The sequence below is a fragment of the Ramlibacter henchirensis genome (assembly GCF_004682015.1).
Taxonomy (GTDB): Bacteria; Pseudomonadota; Gammaproteobacteria; order Burkholderiales; family Burkholderiaceae_C; genus Ramlibacter; species Ramlibacter henchirensis.
The window spans coordinates 1-17,998 of the sequence record NZ_SMLM01000002.1; the positions used below are offsets into that span (position 1 = coordinate 1).

Consider the following 17,998-nt stretch of genomic DNA (forward strand, 5'->3'; position numbering starts at 1 on the left):
GAGTGTCGGGGTCGCTCACGTCGAGCGCATAGATCAACTGCCCGCCCCGGCGCATGCCGACGTACAGGTACACCTTGTCGCCGTCCGCGGCGACCAGCTTGCCGTCGCCGTTGACGTCGTTCTGGTACACCGACACGGCGCCGTCGGCGAAGTAGGGCTTGGGCTTCGCAGCATCGATCAGTTCGTCGTTGTCCCGCAGTCGCTTGAGCTTCTTGAAGAACTCCGGGAAGACCATGCCCCACTTCTCGTAGCCGTCGGTGTCGTCCTGGCCGCCCTTCACCGCCCGGAAGATGCCGTCGTTGGAGCCGTAGTACACGACCACGTCACGGTCACCCGCGGTGCGGTTGTAGTTCACCACCGCCGGCCGCGAATGCAGCAGGTCGCCGTGGATGTAGGCACGGGCGTCCTCGTTGGACTCGTTCGTGTTCTCGTCTTCCAGGTTGTCCGCCCCGCGGATCCATTCGATCAGCGCGTCGCGTTCGAGCAGCGCAGCTCCCAAATTGCTGGCAGTGGGGCCATTTATGTTGAGGTTCGTCTGCGAAAAGCTGACCGTCGAGAGCGCGGCGCCCGCCACGCAGGCGCCGTTGCAGGTGTACAGCTTGCGGCTGGAGCGCAGGGCCGAAGTCGCCAGGTCGGTGCGCATGCGCTGCGCCGCCCCGCCCTTCTCCACGACCGCGCCGTCGGGCGCATCGTTGCTGGAGCCCGAAGCGAACCCCCAGTAGTTGGAGTTCTTGGTCCAGAAGCTGGTGATGTCCGGCAGCAGGAAGCCCTTGGCCGTGTCCTCGACCGGCTTCTTGTTGCGATCGACCAGCACGGGGTCGAGCTTGGCGTCCAGGCCGATCTGGTACTGCTTCAGGTTGCCCGGCCAGCGCGGACGCGCATTCGGATCCGGACGGAACTGGCCCATGTACACCTGGTTCAGGAACGTGCCCCGCACGTTCACGCTCACCGGCAGCGTCACTGCGGCGAACACGGAGTTCACCGGCTGCATCTTGCGCAGCGCGCTGAGGATCGCCTTCAGCACGGACTGCCCGTCCTCGCCCAGCGCGTACTCGCCGCCGCCCGCCAGCGCGGCGCTTTGCAGCAGGGCACGCGCGCTTTTCTGGCCGTTCGTGTTGAAGTTGTTGTCCTGTGGGTTCTGGATGGCGACGGTGTAGGTGGTCGCCTTCTGGTCGCCCGTGAGGGTCGACACGAGGTCGATCCGGTTCAGCGTGCGGGCGTACTCGTCCAGCCAGTTCGACTGGTAGTTGCTGGGCGTGAACTTGATCGGGTCGCTGCTGAGCACGCCGCCCAGTCCGCTGAGCAGCGTGCGGGAGTCGCCGTCTTCGCTGGAGTCCGGCCCGCCGTTGCCGACGTAGATGATGTAGTTGGGCTGGCAGACGTCCCCGATCGGGCTGCGGTAGTTCGAGCCGTTCTTCGCGTCCGGGTCATAGACGCTGGTGCTGAAACCGGCGTAAGCCGGCTTGCCGCCGAAATACAGGTAGGCCTCGTGCATGGTCTTGGCATACGGGGCGTTGTTGGCGTTGGGGATGCCGTCCTTGACCGTGTTCCAGAGCTTGGTCCGGTTGTCGGTGACGTTCATGGGCCGGATGTGGGAGCGGACGTAGCCGCCCTTCGTGCCGCTCGACGGGTTCATCAACATCAGGCCCATGTTGATGTTCTTCACCATGTCGTCGACCTCCGCGCGCGTGTAGCAGCCGTCGGGCACGCGCGGCAGCTCGGGATCGGAGGGGACCGTGCAGGTCGGGAAATACGGCGACGTCAACGGATTGGTCAGGATGTGCAGCACGTCCTTGATCAGGTCCAGCTTCTTGTTGCCGGAGCCGTTGGGCAACGGCGTGATGCTGCTGTTGTTGGACGCCGCGTTGTCGACGACCAGCAGCAGGTTCGGCCGGGTGGCATCACCCAGCGGGTTCCTCAGGAACAGGTCCACGTCCTCGGCCTGCACCGCCGACGTGGCCAGCAGCATGGACAGGCCTGCGAGGGCGAGCCTCGGCACGGTTTTGCGGCGAGCGTCAGTCTTCATGGGAGTCCTCTTCCGTCGAGGTCTAGGGGCAGGGATTGGGATCCGACTGCATGACCAGGCGAACGCCCTGGTGCACGACGACGCGGGCGCCCGTGCCGGCGCCCGAAGCGGTCGCGGCGATGTCCCAGTGCGTGTCCACGTAGCCCGAGTTGTTCCCGGGCGGCAGGTTCTGGATGTAGATGTTGGGGTTCGAGTCCGGGCTGGTATTGGCCTCGATCGCCACGCTGCGGATGCATTCGGGCGCGCCCAGCGCCACCGTTACGCCGTATTCGTCCTGCGCCACGTTGGTGGCCGCGGGAGCGAGGAAGATGGTGTCGCTGCTGATCAGGCGCTCGATCGCGCGCTCGGCCGACGCTTCCGCCTCGGCCTCGGACTGCATGTTGCCCACCGCCTTGAGGTTGTTGTTGCTCATGCGGAAGGCCACCGCCACCGAGAACATCAACAGGGTCAGGAAGACGATGCCCATGACCAGGGTGGCGCCGCGCTGGCGGCGCCGGGACGAGCAAGGCAAGGTCCTCATGGCGTTTCCCGGCGCGACGACGGATTGACCACCCGCACGGTGGTGGTGAACACGTGGCGCTTGTAGTTGTCGTTGGCGGCGGCGATGGCCAGCGGCCCCACCGTGTAGGCCTTGTCGTCCGTGTGCCCCGCGGTCGGCTCGATGTTGCGGGCGAGCAGGTGCAGCTTCATCGAGACCACGTTGCCCAGCACCGCGAGGTCGCAGGCCGGCGCACAGGCGACGTACCGGTCGGCGTTGCCGTCGCCGGGGTTGGTGGCGCCGATCGGCAGGCCGTTGGAGCCCAGGTCGTCCACGCCCAGCTCCACCTTGAAGGCCTGGATGCCGTCCACCATCGGTTCGGGCTGCTGGAAACTGCCGTTCACCAGCCTCACGCGATAGAGCGTCGGGACGCCGGCCGCGCTGTTGGCGACGTAGTAGACGTTGACCAGCATCTTGCGGCGCCCCGTTTCGGTCGCGCAGTTCTTCGTGCGGATATGCGTGCCGGCGCCGAGCCGGGCGTCCAGTTCGGCCTTGGATTCCACGACATAGGCGGGCTCCGGCGGCGCCGCCGTGCGGCAGCTCGAGATCTGGAGGTGCGGGCCCGTGTCGGTCCCGCCGTCGCAGCCCACGCCGGAGATGCAGCTGCTGGCCCGGCGGACGATCAGCACGTCGCTCTGCGCGATCACGTTGGCGAGCGACGCGCCACAGCCTGCCAGGGCGGTGCCGTCGCTGTAGGCGTGGACCGGAATGGAGAGCAGGTTGTCCCGGTAGGCGGCGCGCGCGGCCGCGTCCGCCGGCCAGTCGGCATAGGCCACGCAGGGATCGGGCACCGCCGTGGGCTCGATCACGTCCAGCGGCCCCCAGAAACCGGCCTGCGCGACGTCTTCCTGCAGCAGCTGCATGGCGAAGCGGCCGTTCTCGATCAGCTGGTTGGTCTTCGTCATCTCGTTGTTCGTGCGGGTGACGTTCCCGTACAGCGCCACCAGCGCCGTCAGGACCACCAGCCCCAGGGAGATCGAGACCAGCAGCTCGACCAGCGAAAGGCCGCGCGCGCGCCGTGCGGCAGACGCCGCCCGGGCGGGCCGCGGCCGGCCGGCGCGGTGGGAAGGGGTGGCGGTGTGCATGGAGCTCACTTCAGGTTGGCGATCCGGATCACGGTGGAGACCACCCGGCGGCACAGGTCGCCCTGGCAAGGCGTGCCGGCGGCGCCGTTGTAGAGGCCGGCGGCGCAGGTTTCGGCGGGAGCGGCGATCGGCGTCAGCCCCTGCCAGGCGACCGAGACGCGGACGGTCTGGTCGCCCGTCGGACCGACGCCCAAGGATTCCACGCAGCCGCGGCCGCCGACCATGGCGCCCACGCTGGCGCCGCCCACCGTCTCGGACGCGCCCTGCAGGGCCAGGCACCACTGGCGCACGTCCCGCAGCACGCGGGTGGACGCCGGCGTCGCATCCGGGCACACCATGCCGGCGCCCAGGGGCGTCCCCACCGGCGCGTAATCCGCGTAGTTGGCGACTTCGAGCCGGTTGGCCTCGATGCGGCCGCGCAGGTCGTCCAACAGCAGCAGCGCCTGCGTGCGCTGGTACGACTCCATCTCGGTGGACTGCAGCTTGGCCTGCAATCCGACCATCCCCAGGAGGCCGAGGGCGATGATCACAAGCGTGACGAGGACCTCGATCATCGAGGCGCCGCGCCCGGAGCGCACGCGCGGCCGGGGCTTGCGCGAGCTCACCATTTGCCGGCCGGCGTCTTCACGCCGTCGCTGGTGTAGCCCAGGTCGCCGTCCACGGCCTGCGCGCCGATCGCCGTGAAGGTGATCGTGTACGAGGGCACGGTTCCGGCGCCCACCGTCACCGACGGCGTGTACCGGCCGACCAGGTCCGCCGGCAGCGCGTAGCCGCTGGCCGTCAACGTGGCGTACGGGACGTAGGCCCGGGTCGAGATCAGGAACTGCTGCTCGCGGTTGGCGATGTCCAGCATCTGGGCCTGCGCCGCGCGGCGCGCCCCTTTGCGCACGTGTTCCGTGTACGACGGATACGCGATCGCCGACAGGATGGCGATGATGGCGACCGTGATCATCAGTTCGATCAGGGTGAAACCACGAGAACGGCGTTCGACCAATTGGATCCCCTCGGGGCGTTGTCTTTGGGGCGCAGTGTAGGAAGCTCAGCCGCAGCGGCGAACCGGGTCGGGACGGGCGGCTGGTTCAAATGGATGAGCGGTCCCGTCACGCAGCCCCCTGGGATCGATCGTCGACAATGGCCCCATGAGCGCAGCCCGCCCGGACCTCACCGCCCTCGCCCTCGCGCAGGCCAGGCAGGCGCTGTGGCTGTCCAGCCCCAACCCGCGGGTCGGTTGCGTCGTGTGCGATCCGGCCGGCAACGTCCTGGGCCAGGGCCACACGCAACGGGTCGGCGGCCCGCACGCGGAGATCATGGCGTTGCGGGATGCGGCGGCGAAGGGCCACGACGTGCGCGGTGCCACCGCCTACGTCACGCTGGAGCCCTGCTCGCATCACGGCCGCACCGGCCCCTGCTGCGACGCCCTGGTCGAGGCGGGCATCGGCCGGGTGGTCGCCTCGATCGCCGATCCCAATCCGCTCGTCTCCGGCCAGGGGTTCGAGCGCCTGCTGGCCGCCGGGATCGAGGTGGAGGTCGGCCCGGGCGGGGCCGAATCGCGCGAGCTCAATCTGGGCTTCTTCAGCCGCATGGTCCGCAAGACGCCGTGGGTGCGCCTCAAGGTCGCCGCGTCGCTGGACGGCACGACGGCGCTGGAGGACGGGACCAGCCAGTGGATCACCTCGGAAGCGGCCCGGGCCGACGGGCACGCCTGGCGCGCCCGCGCCTGCGCCGTGCTCACCGGCATCGGCACCGTGCTGGAGGACGACCCGCAGCTGGATGTCCGCCTGCCCGATGCGCCCCGCCAGCCCCATGCGGTGCTCGTGGACAGCCGGTTGGAGCTGCCCTTGGCGGCGCGCATCCTGCGGCCTGACCGCAAGCTCCTGGTCTACGCCGCGATCGCCGACGCCCAGAAGCAGGCCGCGCTGGAGGCCCGGGGAGCCACGGTGATCCTGCTGCCGGGCCCTGGCGGCAAGGTCGACCTGGCCGCCATGCTGCGAGACCTGGCGCAGCGGGAGGTCAACGAACTGCACGTGGAAGCCGGCCACAAGCTGAACGGCTCGCTCGTGCGCGAAGGCCTCGTCGACGAATTCCTGGTCTACCTGGCGCCCAGGCTGCTCGGGCCGGGCCGGGGAATGGCCTCGCTCGCGCCGCTCGGCGAGCTCTCGCAGGCCGTCCAGCTGCAATTCCAGTCGGCCGAACCGGTCGGCCCCGACCTGCGGGTGCTGGCGCGCATCCCGGGGCGAGGCGCTTTCTAGGTGTTTGCCCGAAGGGGCATCTCGGCCTCTGCGAAAATGCCGGGATGTTCACCGGAATCATCACCGGCGTGGGGCGCATCGCCGCCGTCCACGACCTCGGCGCCACGCGTCAGCACGGCAAGCGCATCACCGTCGAGGCGCCCGCCGGCTACCTGGAGGACGTGGGCCTGGGCGACAGCATCGCGCTCAACGGCGCCTGCATGACGGTCACCAGCCTCGACGCGGCGCAGCGCCGCTTCACCTTCGACGTCTCCGCCGAATCGCTGGACAAGACCAGCGGCCTCGCCGAGCCCGGCCCCGTCAACCTCGAAAAGGCGCTGCGCGCGCACGACCGCCTGGGCGGGCACATCGTCGCCGGCCACGTGGACGGCATCGGCACGGTCAGCCACTTCGCGCCGGTGGGCGAAAGCCACGAGATGCGCATCCTCGCGCCCTCCTCCCTCGCCAGGTACCTCGCCTACAAGGGCTCCATCACCGTCAACGGCGTGAGCCTGACCGTCAACGCGGTGCGCGATTCGGCCCAAGGCTGCGAACTGAGCATCAACCTGATCCCGCACACCGTGCACAACACCGCCCTCCACGCCCTCAAGCCCGGCAGCCGCGTCAACCTGGAAATCGACCTGATCGCGCGCTACGTCGAGCGCATGCTGGGCGCCGGCGCCTCGAAGGTGGCGGCATGAAGCACACGGGCGGCATCGCGGCCATCGCGCCGGTCCAGGAGATCGTGGCCGAGCTCCAGGCCGGCCGCATGGTGATCCTGGTCGACGAGGAAGACCGCGAGAACGAAGGTGACCTGGTGCTGGCCGCCGAACACGTCACGCCGGAAGCGATCAACTTCATGGCCCGCTTCGGCCGCGGCCTGATCTGCCTGACGCTCACCCGCGAGCGCTGCGAACGCCTGCGCCTGCCGCCGATGGTGGCGCGCAACGGCACCAAGATGGGCACCGCGTTCACCGTCTCGATCGAGGCGGCCGAGGGCGTGACCACCGGGATCTCCGCTGCCGACCGCGCTCGCACGGTGCAGGCCGCCGTCGCCCGCAACGCACGGCCCGAGGACCTGGTGCAGCCCGGCCACATCTTCCCGCTGCAGGCGGTGGACGGTGGCGTGCTGATGCGCGCCGGCCATACCGAGGCCGGTTGCGATCTCGCCGCCATGGCGGGCCTCACGCCCGCCGCCGTGATCTGCGAGATCATGAAGGACGACGGCACCATGGCCCGCCTGCCGGACCTGCAGGTCTTCGCGGCCGAGCACGGGCTGAAGATCGGCACCATCGCCGACCTGATCGAATACCGCAGCCGCAACGAATCGCTGGTCGAGAAGGTGGGCTCGCGCCCGCTGCAGACAAGCTGGGGCCGCTTCACCGCGCACGCCTGGCAGGACAAGCCCAGCCAGGGCCTGCACCTGGCTCTGGTGCTGGGGGAATGGAGCCCCGAGGAATCGGTCTGCGTGCGGGTGCACGAACCGCTCTCGGTGCTGGACGCGCTGGAGACCGGCCGGCCGATGCACTCCTGGAGCCTGGATGCCAGCCTGCAGCACATCGCGCGCGCCGGCAAGGGCGTGGCCGTGCTGCTCAATTGCGGCGAATCGGCGCAGCAGCTGCTGGCGCAGTTCGAGGGCACGGCGCGCGCGTCGCAGGCGCCCGAGCGCGGACGCATGGACCTGCGCACCTACGGCATCGGCGCGCAGATCCTTCGCGATTGCGGCGTGCACCGCATGACGCTGATGGGAACGCCCCGCCGCCTGCCCAGCATGGCCGGCTACGGCCTCGAGATCACGGGGCACCTGGCCCCGCTGCAACGATAGGAACACCATGTTTGGCGCAGAAAAGGGCAAGGCCGAGGGTCTGCAGGGCAAGGGCCTGCGCATCGGCATCGTGCAGGCCCGCTTCAACGAGAGCATCACCGACGCCTTGTCGCAGGCCTGCCGGGGCGAGCTGGCCCGGCTGGGCGTGGAAGCCGAGGACATCGACCAGGTCTTCGTGCCCGGCGCGCTGGAGATCCCGCTGGCCCTGCAGGCGCTGGCCGGCAAGCGCCGCTACCACGCCCTCGTGGCGCTGGGCTGCGTCATCCGCGGCGAGACCTACCACTTCGAGCTGGTGGCCAACGAATCCGCCGCCGGCGTGACCCGCGTGTCGCTGGACCACAAGCTGCCGGTCGCCAACGTGATCCTCACCACCGAGAACCTGGCCCAGGCCATCGCCCGCCAGACCGAAAAGGGCGTGGACGCCGCCCGCGTGGTCGTGGAGATGGCCAACCTGCTGGCCCGGATGTGATGGACGAAGAACGCAAGCCCCTGCCCAAGGCGCCCGGCCGCACCGCGACAGGCGCCCGCAAGGCATCGGCCAAGTCGGCCCGCACGCGGGCGCGCGAGTTCGCGCTGCAGGCCCTCTACCAGCACCTGGTCGGCCGCAACGATGCCCAGTCCATCGACCATTTCACCCGCGACCTGTCCGGCTTCCACAAGGCCGACTCGGTGCACTACGACGCGCTGCTGCACGGCTGCATCGAGCGGGGGCAGGAGCTCGATGCGCTGATCACCCCGCTGCTCGACCGCAAGCTGCAGGAGATCTCCCCGATCGAGCATGCCGTGATGTGGATCGGCGTGTACGAGTTCCAGAACGCCGCCGACGTGCCCTGGCGCGTGGTGATCAACGAGTGCGTGGAACTCGCCAAGGAATTCGGCGGCACCGACGGCCACAAGTACGTGAACGCCGTGCTCAACGGCCTGGCGCCCAAGCTGCGCGCGGCCGAGGTCGAGGCGGACAAGGCCTCCGGCAAGGCCCGGCCATGACGCTTCGGATCGCGCAGCGCGCGCATCGCATCGAGCCGTTCTATGTGATGGAGGTCGCCAAGGCCGCCCAGCAGCTGGCGCGCGAAGTGGCGCACAGCGACCGCCCGATGGTGTTCCTCAACATCGGCGAGCCGGACTTCACCGCGCCGCCGCTGGTGCAAGAGGCCGCCGAACGCGCCATGCGCGGCGGCCACACGCAGTACACGCAGGCCACCGGCCTGGAGGCCCTGCGCGAGAAGATCAGCGGCTGGTACCGTCAGCGCTTCGGGCTGGAAGTCCCCGCATCGCGCATCGTGGTCACCGCCGGCGCCTCGGCGGCCCTGCAGCTCGCCTGCCTGGCGTTGATCGACGCCGGCGACGAGATCCTGATGCCGGACCCGAGCTACCCGTGCAACCGCCATTTCGTCAGCGCCGCCGACGGCACGGCGGTGCTGGTGCCGGCCGGCGCGCAGGACCGCTTCCAGCTCTCCGCCGCTGCGGTGCAGGCGAACTGGAAGGAGCGCACGCGCGGCGTGCTGCTGGCCTCGCCCTCCAACCCCACCGGCACGTCGATCGACCCGCAGGAGCTGCGCCGCATCCACGACGTGGTGCGCGCGCGGGGCGGCGTGACGATCGTGGACGAGATCTACCTGGGGCTGAGCTACGACGAGCGCTTCGGCCGCTCGGCGCTCGCGCTGGACGACCAGGTCGTCAGCATCAACAGCTTCTCCAAGTACTTCAGCATGACGGGCTGGCGACTGGGCTGGGTCGTGGCGCCGCTGGAGCTCGTGCCCGTGCTCGAACGGCTGGCGCAGAACCTGTTCATCTGCCCGAGCACGGTGGCGCAGCACGCCGCCGTCGCGTGCTTCGAGCCGGAAAGCATCGCCGAATACGAGCGGCGCCGCGCGCAGTTCAAGGCGCGGCGCGACTGGTTCATCCCGGCCCTGAACGATCTGGGCCTCACGGTCCCGGTGGTGCCGGACGGCGCGTTCTACGCCTGGGCGGACTGCTCCGCCTGGTGCTCCGCGCTGGGCCTTCCGGGCAGCTGGGAATTCGCCTTCGACGCGATGAAGCGCGCCCACGTCGCCGTCACCCCCGGCCGCGACTTCGGCAGCGCCGAGACCGGACGCTTCGTGCGCTTTTCGACCGCGAGCAGCATGGAGCATCTGCAGGAAGCCGTGCACCGGCTCAAGGAGATGGCGCCCTGATGGCGTTCCGGCTCCCGATCCGCGTCTACTGGGAAGACACCGATGCCGGCGGCATCGTCTTCTACGCCAACTACCTGAAGTTCTTCGAACGCGCCCGCACCGAGTGGCTGCGTTCGCTGGGCATCGAGCAGTCGCGCCTGCGCGAGCAGGCCGGCGGCATCTTCATCGTGTCGGAAACGACGGTGCGCTATCTCTCCCCGGCGCGCCTGGACGACGAACTTATCGCCACGGCCCAGCTCCAAGTATCGGGCCGCGCCTCCATGACGATCTCGCAACAAGCTCTGCAACAGCCCACCGGCCGCGTTCTGGCCGAGGGCATCATCCGCATCGGCTGGGTCGATGCGGCCACCCTGCGGCCTGCCAGAATCCCGGCCGTCATTCTCGAGGCATTGAACAGATGAACCAGGACCTTTCCATCCTCCAGCTGGTGCTGGGCGCCAGCTGGGTGGTGCAACTAGTGATGGCGCTGCTCGTGGCGGTGTCGGTCGCCAGCTGGGCCGCCATCTTCGGCAAGCTGTTCTCGCTCAAGCGCGTGAAGTCGCTCAACGAGGACTTCGAGCGCGAATTCTGGTCCGGCACCAGCCTGAACGAGCTGTTCGCCAACGCGGCGCAGAACGCCAGGAGCGCCGGCCCCATGGAGCGCATCTTCGCCAGCGGCATGCGCGAATACCAGAAGCTGCGCGAGCGCCGCATCCAGGACCCGGGCACCGTGCTGGACGGCGCGCGGCGCGCCATGCGGGCCAGCTACCAGCGCGAGGTGGACGCCGTGGAATCCCACCTGTCCTTCCTCGCGTCGGTCGGTTCGGTGTCGCCTTACGTGGGCCTGTTCGGCACCGTGTGGGGCATCATGCACGCCTTCACCGGTCTGGCCAGCCTGCAGCAGGTGACGCTGGCGACCGTGGCCCCCGGCATCGCCGAGGCGCTGGTGGCCACCGCCATCGGCCTGTTCGCCGCCATCCCCGCGGTCGTGGCCTACAACCGCTTCGCGCGCGACATCGACCGCGTGGCGATCCGGCTGGAGACCTTCATCGAGGAGTTCTCCAACATCCTGCAGCGCAACCTGGGCGCGGTGGCCGCGGCCCCGGCCGCCGGGCACTCGAGGTTCTGACATGCCGGCCGTCGCCTCCCGCGGACGCGGGCGCCGCACGATCAACGAGATCAACATGGTCCCGTTCATCGACGTCATGCTGGTGCTGCTGATCATCTTCATGGTCACCGCGCCGCTGATCACGCCCAGCCTCATCGACCTGCCCACCGTCGGCAAGGCCCGCCGCTCGCCGGACCGCAAGCTCGAAGTGGTGATCGGCAAGGACGAGAAGCTGGTGCTCAAGTCGGGCGACCAGTCCCGTCCGCTCTCGATCGCGGAACTGGCTGCCTCCGTCGTGGCGGTCCAGGCCGGCCAGCCGGCCGACTCGGTTGCCGTGGTCATCAGCGCCGACCGCAGCGTCAAGTACGAGTCGGTGGTGATGGTGATGGACACGCTGCAGCGCGCGGGCGTGCAGCGCGTCGGCCTCTCCGTGCAACTCGCCCGTTGACAAGGACAGATGCAGGCCACCGAACGCCCTGAATTCACGCCGCCGCCCGAAGGCGGGCTGACGCGATCCATCGGGATGGCGCTGCTGGCCCACGCGGTGCTCGTGCTAGGGCTCAGCTGGGGCGTCAAGTGGAAGCGGGACGACAGCGCGGTCATGGCGGAGGCCGAACTCTGGGCCAACGCGCCGGTGCAGGCCGCGCCGAAGCCGGTCGAGGCGCCGCCCGCTCCACCGCCGCCGCCGCCGGCCCCGCCGCAGCCCACGCAGGCGCAGCGCGATGCGGAGATCGCCCTGGAACGCGAGCGCGAGCGGAAGGAAGCGGAAGAAAAGGCCCGCCGCGAAGAGGCCGAGCGCCAGAAGCAGCTGGCCGAGCGCAAGCGCCAGCAGCAGGAAGAAGCGCGCAAGCAGGAGCAGGCCCGCCGCGCCGAGGAAAAGCGCAAGGAAGAACAGGCCCGCGCCCGCCGCGAGCAGGAAGAGGAAAAGCGCCTGGCCGAGCTGCGCACGGAGAACATGAAGCGCATGCAGGGCATGGCCGGCGCCACGGGTGCGCGCGAGTCCACCGGGACGGCACTGCGGTCAGCCGGTCCGAGCGCCAGCTACGCGGGCCGCCTCTCGGCGCACTTCCAGCGCCACGTGGTCTTTCCCGGCGGCGTGGACACGATCGTCGGCAACCCGCAGGCCGTGGTGCAGGTGCGGGTGTCGCCCACCGGCGAGATCGTCAGCGCCCGCCTGAGCCGCTCGAGCGGCAACGCCGCCTGGGATGAGGCCGCGGTGCGGGCGATCGAGCGCAGCGAGCGCATTCCGCCGGATGTGGATGGGCGGTATGTGTCGGAGTTTCCGGTGGAGATGCGGCCGAAGCGGTAGTGTTCTTCGGCCGCGCGGTGTCGCGGCAGGAGGTCAGTCGTACACGACCTGCGCGATCCCCTGGTCCGCCTGCGCCATCCAGCTGGCCAGCGCCGCATCGCTCGGGAAAAACCGCGCCGCTTCACCGAGTTGCAATTCCGCCACCGCCTGATCGCGCTTCACCGCCAGACGCACGGGCAGCCCGCGCACCAGTTCGCCCTGCTCCGTCTGCTCGCGCCGCGCAGGGAACTCGCGCACCAGCCGCTGCACGTCCGGCGCCTTGCCGTTGACCGCGACGCGCAGGAACTTGCCGAACCGGCAGCGTGCCGTGGCCAGGTCCCAGGCCTGCTGGATCGAAAGACGGAAGCCTCCTGAGAAACGATCGGGCTGCAACCGCGCCTGGACGATCACCAGCTCGTCGTCCTTGAGCAGGTTGCGGTGCGCGTTGATCACGTTCTCGTCCGCGGTCGCCTCGATCGTGGCGCTCTTGTCGTCCAGCTTGAACAGCGCCAGCTTGCCACGCTGACCGTTGATGACGCGGAAGTCGCTCACGATGCCGGCCAGCAGCTGCGGTTCGCGGCTGTCGATCAGGTCGCCGATCGGCGTGCGGGCGAAGCGCCGCACTTCGGCCGCGACCTCGTCGAACAGATGCCCCGAGAGGTAGAAGCCGACGGCCGTCTTCTCGTGCGTGAGCTGCTCCTTGACGCGCCACGGCATCGCCTCGACCAGCGGCGGCTCCTGCGTGCTGGCCGCGTGCGAGTCGCCCATGTCGAACAGGCCGCCCTGGTTGGCGTTGGCCTCGCAGGCGCCGGCGAAGTCGAAGGCCCGGTCGATCGACGCCACCAGCTCCGCGCGATTGCGGTGCAGCGCATCGAAGGCGCCGGCCTTGATCAGCGCCTCCACCGTGCGCTTGTTGATGCGCGTGCGATCGACGCGGACGCTGAAGTCGTACAGGCTCTTGAATGGCCCGCCCTCCTCCCGGGCGCGCACGATGGCCTCGATCGCCTGCTGCCCCGTTCCCTTGACGGCACCGAGGCCGTAGCGGATCACCTTGTCCGAGATCGGCTCGAAGCGGTAGACGCCGCGATTGACGTCCGGCGGCTCGAACGACAGGCCGAAGTTCTTGATCGCGTCCTCGAACAGCACCTTCAGCTTGTCGGTGTCGTCCATTTCCACGGTCATGTTCGCGCAGAAGAACTCGGCCGTGTAGTGCACCTTCAGCCAGCCCGTGTGATAGGCCAGCAGCGAGTACGCGGCGGCGTGCGACTTGTTGAAGCCGTAGCCCGCGAACTTCTCCATCAGGTCGAAGATCTCGTCGGCCTTCTCCTGGGGGATGCCGTTCTTCGCGGCGCCGGCCCGGAAGATCTCCCGGTGCTGGGCCATCTCCTCGGCCTTCTTCTTGCCCATCGCGCGGCGCAGCAGGTCGGCGCCACCGAGCGTGTAGCCGCCCAGGATCTGCGCCGTCTGCATCACCTGCTCCTGGTAGACCATGATCCCGTAGGTCTCCGAGAGCATCTCGGCCACCAGGGGGTGCGGGTACTCCACCTCCTCGCGGCCGTGCTTGCGCGCCACGAAGCTGGGGATCAGGTCCATCGGGCCCGGACGGTACAGCGCGTTCAGCGCGATCAGGTCCTCCAGCCGCGTGGGCCGCGCGTCGCGCAACATGCCCTGCATGCCGCGCGATTCGAACTGGAACACCGCCTCGGTCTTGCCGTCGGCGAACAGCTTGTAGGTGGCCGCGTCATCGAGCGGCACGTTCTCGAAAGCGAAATCCTCCTGCCCCTTGTGGCGCGCGCGGATGAAGTCCTTGGCGATCTCCAGGATGGTGAGGGTGGCCAGCCCCAGGAAGTCGAACTTCACCAGGCCGGCCGCTTCCACGTCGTCCTTGTCGTACTGGCTGACGGCCGATTCGCTGCCCGGCTGCTGGTACAGCGGCGTGAAGTCGGTGAGCTTGCCCGGCGCGATGAGCACGCCGCCCGCGTGCATGCCGACGTTGCGCGTCAGGCCTTCGAGCTTCTGGGCCAGGCCCAGCAGCGTCTTGACCTCGTCTTCCTTCTCCAGCCGCTCGGCCAGGATCGGCTCCACCTTGAGCGCGCCGTCGATGGTGATGTGCTGGCCCGGCTTGTTGGGGATGAGCTTGCTGATGCCGTCGCAGAAGGTGTAGCTCATGTCCAGCACGCGGCCGACGTCACGGATGGCCGCGCGCGCGGCCATGGTGCCGAAGGTGGCGATCTGGCTCACCGCCTCGCGGCCGTACTTCTGCTTGACGTACTCGATGACCCGGTCGCGGTTGCTCTGGCAGAAGTCGATGTCGAAGTCGGGCATCGACACGCGCTCGGGGTTGAGGAAGCGCTCGAACAGCAGGTTGTATTGCAGCGGGTCCAGGTCGGTGATCTTCAGCGCGTAGGCCACCAGCGAGCCGGCGCCCGAACCGCGGCCCGGGCCCACCGGGCAGCCGTTGTTCTTGGCCCAGTTGATGAAGTCGCCCACGATCAGGAAGTAGCCCGGGAACCCCATCTTCAGGATGGTGTTGATCTCGAACTCCAGCCGCTGCACGTAGCGCGGCATCTCCTTCTCGCGCCTGGCCGCGTTCGGGTACAGATGCGCCATGCGCTCCTTCAAGCCCTCGTGCGAGGCCAGCCGGAAGTAGTCCTCGATCGGCATGCCGTTGGGCGTGGGGAAGTTGGGCAGGCGCGGCTTGCCCAGCTCCAGCACCAGGTTGCAGCGGCGCGCGATCTCCAGCGTGTTGGCCACGGCCGAGGGGATGTCGGCGAACAGCTGCTCCATCTGCGCCGAGCTCTTGAAGTACTGCTCCTGCGTGAACCTGCGCACGCGCCGCTGGTTGCCCAGGATCTCGCCCTCCGAGATGCACACGCGCGCCTCGTGCGCCTCGTAGTCCTCGGGCGTGGTGAACTGCACCGGATGCGAAGCGACCACCGGCAGCTTGAGGTTGGCCGCCAGCTGCACCGCGGCCGCGACGTGCGTCTCGTCATCCGCCCGGCCCGCGCGCTGCACCTCCAGGTAGAAGCGGTGCGGGAAGATCGACGCCAGTTCCAGCGCCACCTGGCTCGCGCGCGACGCGTCGCCCTGCACCAGCGCCTGCCCCACGGGCCCGGCCTGTGCGCCCGAGAGGACGATCAGCCCTTCGCCCAGCTCGCGCAGCCACTCCAGCTTGCACACGCCCTGCGCGCGCACCACGTTGCCGGTCCACGCGCGGGCCAGCAGTTCGCACAGGTTCAGGTAGCCGGCCTTGTTCTGCACCAGCACCAGGAGGCGCGACAGCGCGTTGGCATCCGCGCCCAGGCCCTGCACGAACAGCTCGGACCCGATCAGCGGCTTGACGCCGGCGCCCCGCGCCGCCTTGTAGAACTTGATCGCACCGAACAGGTTGTTCAGGTCGGTGATGCCCAGCGCCGGCTGGCCGTCGGCCGCCGCCGCCTTCACGACATCGTCGATGCGGTTGGTGCCGTCGACGACGGAAAACTCGGTGTGCAGGCGCAGGTGGACGAACATGGATTCGATTGTAGGAAACGCGGGTGGCCCCGCTTCCTAGAATCCGGGCCGTGCAAGACATCCTGAACATCTCCGGCTACCTCTTCACGCCCGTGTCCGATCCGCACGCGCTGCGTGAAGTGCTTCACGAGGCCGCAGGCGCGGGTGGGCTCAAGGGGACGGTGCTGCTGGCGCACGAAGGCGCCAACCTGTTCCTGGCCGGCCGCGGGAGCGCGATCGGCGGATTCCTGGCGGTGCTGCGCGCCCAGCCGGGCTTCGAGTCGTTCGAGGCCAAGCGCAGCTGGTCGGCCGAAGTGCCGTCCCGAAAACTGCTGGTCAAGGTCAAGCGCGAGATCATCCGCATGGACCAGCCGGCCATCCGGCCGCAGCAAGGCCGCGCGCCGTCGGTCGATGCGCGCACCCTGCGCCGCTGGCTGGACCAGGGCCACGACGACGCCGGCCGCCCGGTCGTGACGCTCGACACGCGCAACGCGTTCGAGGTCGACTGCGGCAGCTTCGAAGGCGCGATCGACTGGCGGCTCTCGAAGTTCAGCGATTTCGCGGCGGCGCTGCAGGCGCGCAAGCAGGCGCTCGAAGGCAAGACCGTGGTGAGCTTTTGCACCGGCGGCATCCGCTGCGAGAAGGCGGCGCTCTACATGCGCGAGGCCGGGGTCGAGCAGGTGTGGCAACTCGAAGGCGGGATCCTGAAGTACTTCGAGGAAACGGGCGGCGCCCACTTCCGCGGCGAGTGCTTCGTGTTCGACGGGCGCGAGGCGCTCGACGCTTCCTTGCAGCCGGCCCGCGGCTGAGCCCGCTGCACAGCGCCGCGACGTCACAGCTTCCGCCGGCTGGTTACCAATCCCGCCGCGCATCGGCGGAACGCCGCACCAGAATGGAGACACTGCCGTTCAGGCGATCAGGAGGGGCCATGCGACGCTCCGTCCTTTCACGTCCCGCGCCCCCAGCCCTCCGCCATTGGCGCGTCGCTTCGTTGCTGCTGATGATGGTGCTGGTGGCCTGCGGAGGCGGGTCCGGCAGCCCCGATCCGGGCAGCGCACCGGCACCCACCGCTTCCGGTCCGGGAACTCCGTCGGCCGGCACTCCGTCGGCGGGTGCTCCGTCAGCGGGCACTCCTTCAACGGGCACACCGCCGGGCAGCGGCACGCCCACGGCCTCGATCGGGACCTGGAGCGTGGCTCTCGTCGACGAGGGTGAAGCGGGACCCAATGCACTCAACCGCTCCGGCGTGCTGGCCATGACGAGGATCGACCGCCTGCTGGGCCCGCGGGCGCGCATCTTCGACACCAGCCTGCACGAGCTGCCAGGCATTCCCGCGTTCGCGTCCGCGGTGAACGGCGCCGGGGAAGTCGCGGGCCAGCTGGCCCAGCCGGACGGCACCACCATCGCGATGCGTTGGAGGGCGCTGACGAACGACCCACCGACGCCGATCGACCTCGCCCCGGGCTCCAGCTCGGTGGCGACCGCGATCAATGCCGCCGGCGTCATTGCCGCCACGATCACCCGCCAAGGGGTCGCCACTGCGGCCCGCTGGGTCCCGGGCACGGCAGTGCAGGGGCTGGCTGCAGTGGGACAGGCGACCAGCTCGGCCCTGTTCATCAACACGCGCGGCGACATCGCCGGCATCTCGACCGCGCAGGGCTCGTCGGCACACGCGACGCTCTGGCGGCCCGACAACAGCGTGGTGGACCTCGGCACGCTCGGCGACGGCGAATCGGCGCCCACCGCCCTCAACGACGCCGGCCAGGTGGCGGGCGAGTCGCTCACCGCCGAAGGCAGGCAGCACGCCTTCCTGTGGAGCGAGGCGGCCGGCTTGCGGGACCTCGGCACGCTGGGCGGGCCCACCTCGACGGCGACGGGCCTGAATGCATCGGGCTGGGTGGTGGGGACGGCGGATACGCCGGCCGACACCACCGTGGCCTTCCTCTGGCGCGACAACGCCATGCAGCCGCTCGGCACGCTGGGTGGCGGCTCATCCGCCGCCTCGGCGATCAACGCCTCCGGGCTGGTCGGCGGCAACTCGGAGACGGCCACCGGCGTGCAGCACGCGTTCGTCTGGACGCAGGCGACGGGCATGGTCGACCTGAACAACGTCGTGTCCGGCGGCGAGCCGCTGCCCGGCGTGCTGCAGACCGTCATGGCCGTCGCGGACGACGGCACGGTGCTGGCGACGGCGGAAGGCGGCTTGCTGGTCCTGCTGCGGCCTTCGAGCGGCCCCTGACGGGCCGGCAGCCTGC

General features: G+C 69.5%; 18 protein-coding genes. 12 read left to right on the plus strand and 6 right to left on the minus strand.

Annotated features, from left to right (window positions below):
• From EZ313_RS12680 to EZ313_RS12700, 5 genes are all read right to left on the minus strand, one after another.
• On the minus strand, positions 1 to 2,026 hold a 2,026-nt coding region (locus tag EZ313_RS12680; protein ID WP_476748474.1), incomplete at its 3' end, for a pilus assembly protein.
• Between the two features lie 22 nt (positions 2,027 to 2,048).
• The gene (locus EZ313_RS12685; RefSeq protein WP_135263664.1) at positions 2,049 to 2,546 is read right to left on the minus strand and encodes a hypothetical protein; all 498 of its coding nucleotides are present in this window, start codon (positions 2,544 to 2,546) and stop codon (positions 2,049 to 2,051) included.
• On the minus strand, positions 2,543 to 3,649 hold the full coding sequence (locus EZ313_RS12690; protein ID WP_135263665.1) for a PilW family protein: 1,107 nt from the start codon (positions 3,647 to 3,649) through the stop codon (positions 2,543 to 2,545). Before EZ313_RS12690 ends, EZ313_RS12685 begins: the two co-directional genes overlap by 4 nt.
• A 5-nt stretch (positions 3,650 to 3,654) precedes the next feature.
• On the minus strand, positions 3,655 to 4,257 hold the full coding sequence (locus EZ313_RS12695; protein WP_135263666.1) for a PilV family protein: 603 nt from the start codon (positions 4,255 to 4,257) through the stop codon (positions 3,655 to 3,657).
• The gene (locus EZ313_RS12700; protein WP_135263667.1) at positions 4,251 to 4,643 is read right to left on the minus strand and encodes a type IV pilin protein; all 393 of its coding nucleotides are present in this window, start codon (positions 4,641 to 4,643) and stop codon (positions 4,251 to 4,253) included. Before EZ313_RS12700 ends, EZ313_RS12695 begins: the two co-directional genes overlap by 7 nt.
• A 145-nt stretch (positions 4,644 to 4,788) precedes the next feature.
• On the opposite strand from EZ313_RS12700, the gene ribD reads away from it, so the two are divergent.
• From ribD to tolA, 10 genes are read left to right on the plus strand one after another with little or no spacing between them, the layout of a single operon-like run.
• Positions 4,789 to 5,898 (plus strand): bifunctional diaminohydroxyphosphoribosylaminopyrimidine deaminase/5-amino-6-(5-phosphoribosylamino)uracil reductase RibD, encoded by a 1,110-nt coding sequence (gene ribD / locus EZ313_RS12705; protein WP_135263668.1) that lies wholly within the window; start codon positions 4,789 to 4,791, stop codon positions 5,896 to 5,898.
• Positions 5,899 to 5,942: 44 nt separating this feature from the next.
• The gene (locus tag EZ313_RS12710) at positions 5,943 to 6,578 is read left to right on the plus strand and encodes a riboflavin synthase (protein ID WP_135263669.1); all 636 of its coding nucleotides are present in this window, start codon (positions 5,943 to 5,945) and stop codon (positions 6,576 to 6,578) included.
• Positions 6,575 to 7,702, plus strand: a complete 1,128-nt coding sequence (gene ribBA / locus EZ313_RS12715) for a bifunctional 3,4-dihydroxy-2-butanone-4-phosphate synthase/GTP cyclohydrolase II (protein WP_135263670.1) — start codon at positions 6,575 to 6,577, stop codon at positions 7,700 to 7,702. Before EZ313_RS12710 ends, ribBA begins: the two co-directional genes overlap by 4 nt.
• A gap of 7 nt (positions 7,703 to 7,709) precedes the next feature.
• Positions 7,710 to 8,171 (plus strand): 6,7-dimethyl-8-ribityllumazine synthase, encoded by a 462-nt coding sequence (gene ribH / locus EZ313_RS12720; RefSeq protein WP_135263671.1) that lies wholly within the window; start codon positions 7,710 to 7,712, stop codon positions 8,169 to 8,171.
• On the plus strand, positions 8,171 to 8,689 hold the full coding sequence (gene nusB / locus EZ313_RS12725) for a transcription antitermination factor NusB (protein ID WP_135263672.1): 519 nt from the start codon (positions 8,171 to 8,173) through the stop codon (positions 8,687 to 8,689). The genes ribH and nusB overlap by 1 nt, the downstream gene beginning before the upstream one ends.
• Positions 8,686 to 9,876, plus strand: coding sequence for a pyridoxal phosphate-dependent aminotransferase (locus EZ313_RS12730; protein ID WP_135263673.1), 1,191 nt, complete (start codon positions 8,686 to 8,688; stop codon positions 9,874 to 9,876). Before nusB ends, EZ313_RS12730 begins: the two co-directional genes overlap by 4 nt.
• The gene (ybgC, locus tag EZ313_RS12735; protein WP_135263674.1) at positions 9,876 to 10,277 is read left to right on the plus strand and encodes a tol-pal system-associated acyl-CoA thioesterase; all 402 of its coding nucleotides are present in this window, start codon (positions 9,876 to 9,878) and stop codon (positions 10,275 to 10,277) included. The genes EZ313_RS12730 and ybgC overlap by 1 nt, the downstream gene beginning before the upstream one ends.
• Complete coding sequence (gene tolQ / locus EZ313_RS12740) at positions 10,274 to 10,984, plus strand: protein TolQ (RefSeq protein WP_135263675.1); 711 nt, start codon at positions 10,274 to 10,276, stop codon at positions 10,982 to 10,984. The genes ybgC and tolQ overlap by 4 nt, the downstream gene beginning before the upstream one ends.
• 1 nt (position 10,985) lies before the next feature.
• The gene (locus EZ313_RS12745; protein ID WP_135263676.1) at positions 10,986 to 11,411 is read left to right on the plus strand and encodes a biopolymer transporter ExbD; all 426 of its coding nucleotides are present in this window, start codon (positions 10,986 to 10,988) and stop codon (positions 11,409 to 11,411) included.
• Between the two features lie 9 nt (positions 11,412 to 11,420).
• Entirely contained in the window at positions 11,421 to 12,272 is an 852-nt protein-coding gene (tolA, locus tag EZ313_RS12750; protein ID WP_135263677.1) for a cell envelope integrity protein TolA, read from the plus strand.
• Positions 12,273 to 12,305: 33 nt separating this feature from the next.
• Here tolA and dnaE read toward each other — a convergent pair whose 3' ends face one another.
• Positions 12,306 to 15,764, minus strand: a complete 3,459-nt coding sequence (gene dnaE, locus EZ313_RS12755; RefSeq protein ID WP_135263678.1) for a DNA polymerase III subunit alpha — start codon at positions 15,762 to 15,764, stop codon at positions 12,306 to 12,308.
• Between the two features lie 50 nt (positions 15,765 to 15,814).
• Between dnaE and EZ313_RS12760 the strand changes: the two genes are divergently transcribed.
• Positions 15,815 to 16,552 carry a sulfurtransferase gene (locus EZ313_RS12760; RefSeq protein ID WP_135263679.1) on the plus strand — a complete coding sequence of 246 codons (738 nt, stop codon included), beginning with the start codon at positions 15,815 to 15,817 and terminating at the stop codon, positions 16,550 to 16,552.
• Positions 16,553 to 16,935: 383 nt separating this feature from the next.
• A complete protein-coding gene (locus tag EZ313_RS12765) occupies positions 16,936 to 17,982 on the plus strand; it encodes a hypothetical protein (RefSeq protein ID WP_135263680.1) in 1,047 nt (348 codons plus the stop codon).
• Positions 17,983 to 17,998 lie beyond the last annotated feature (16 nt).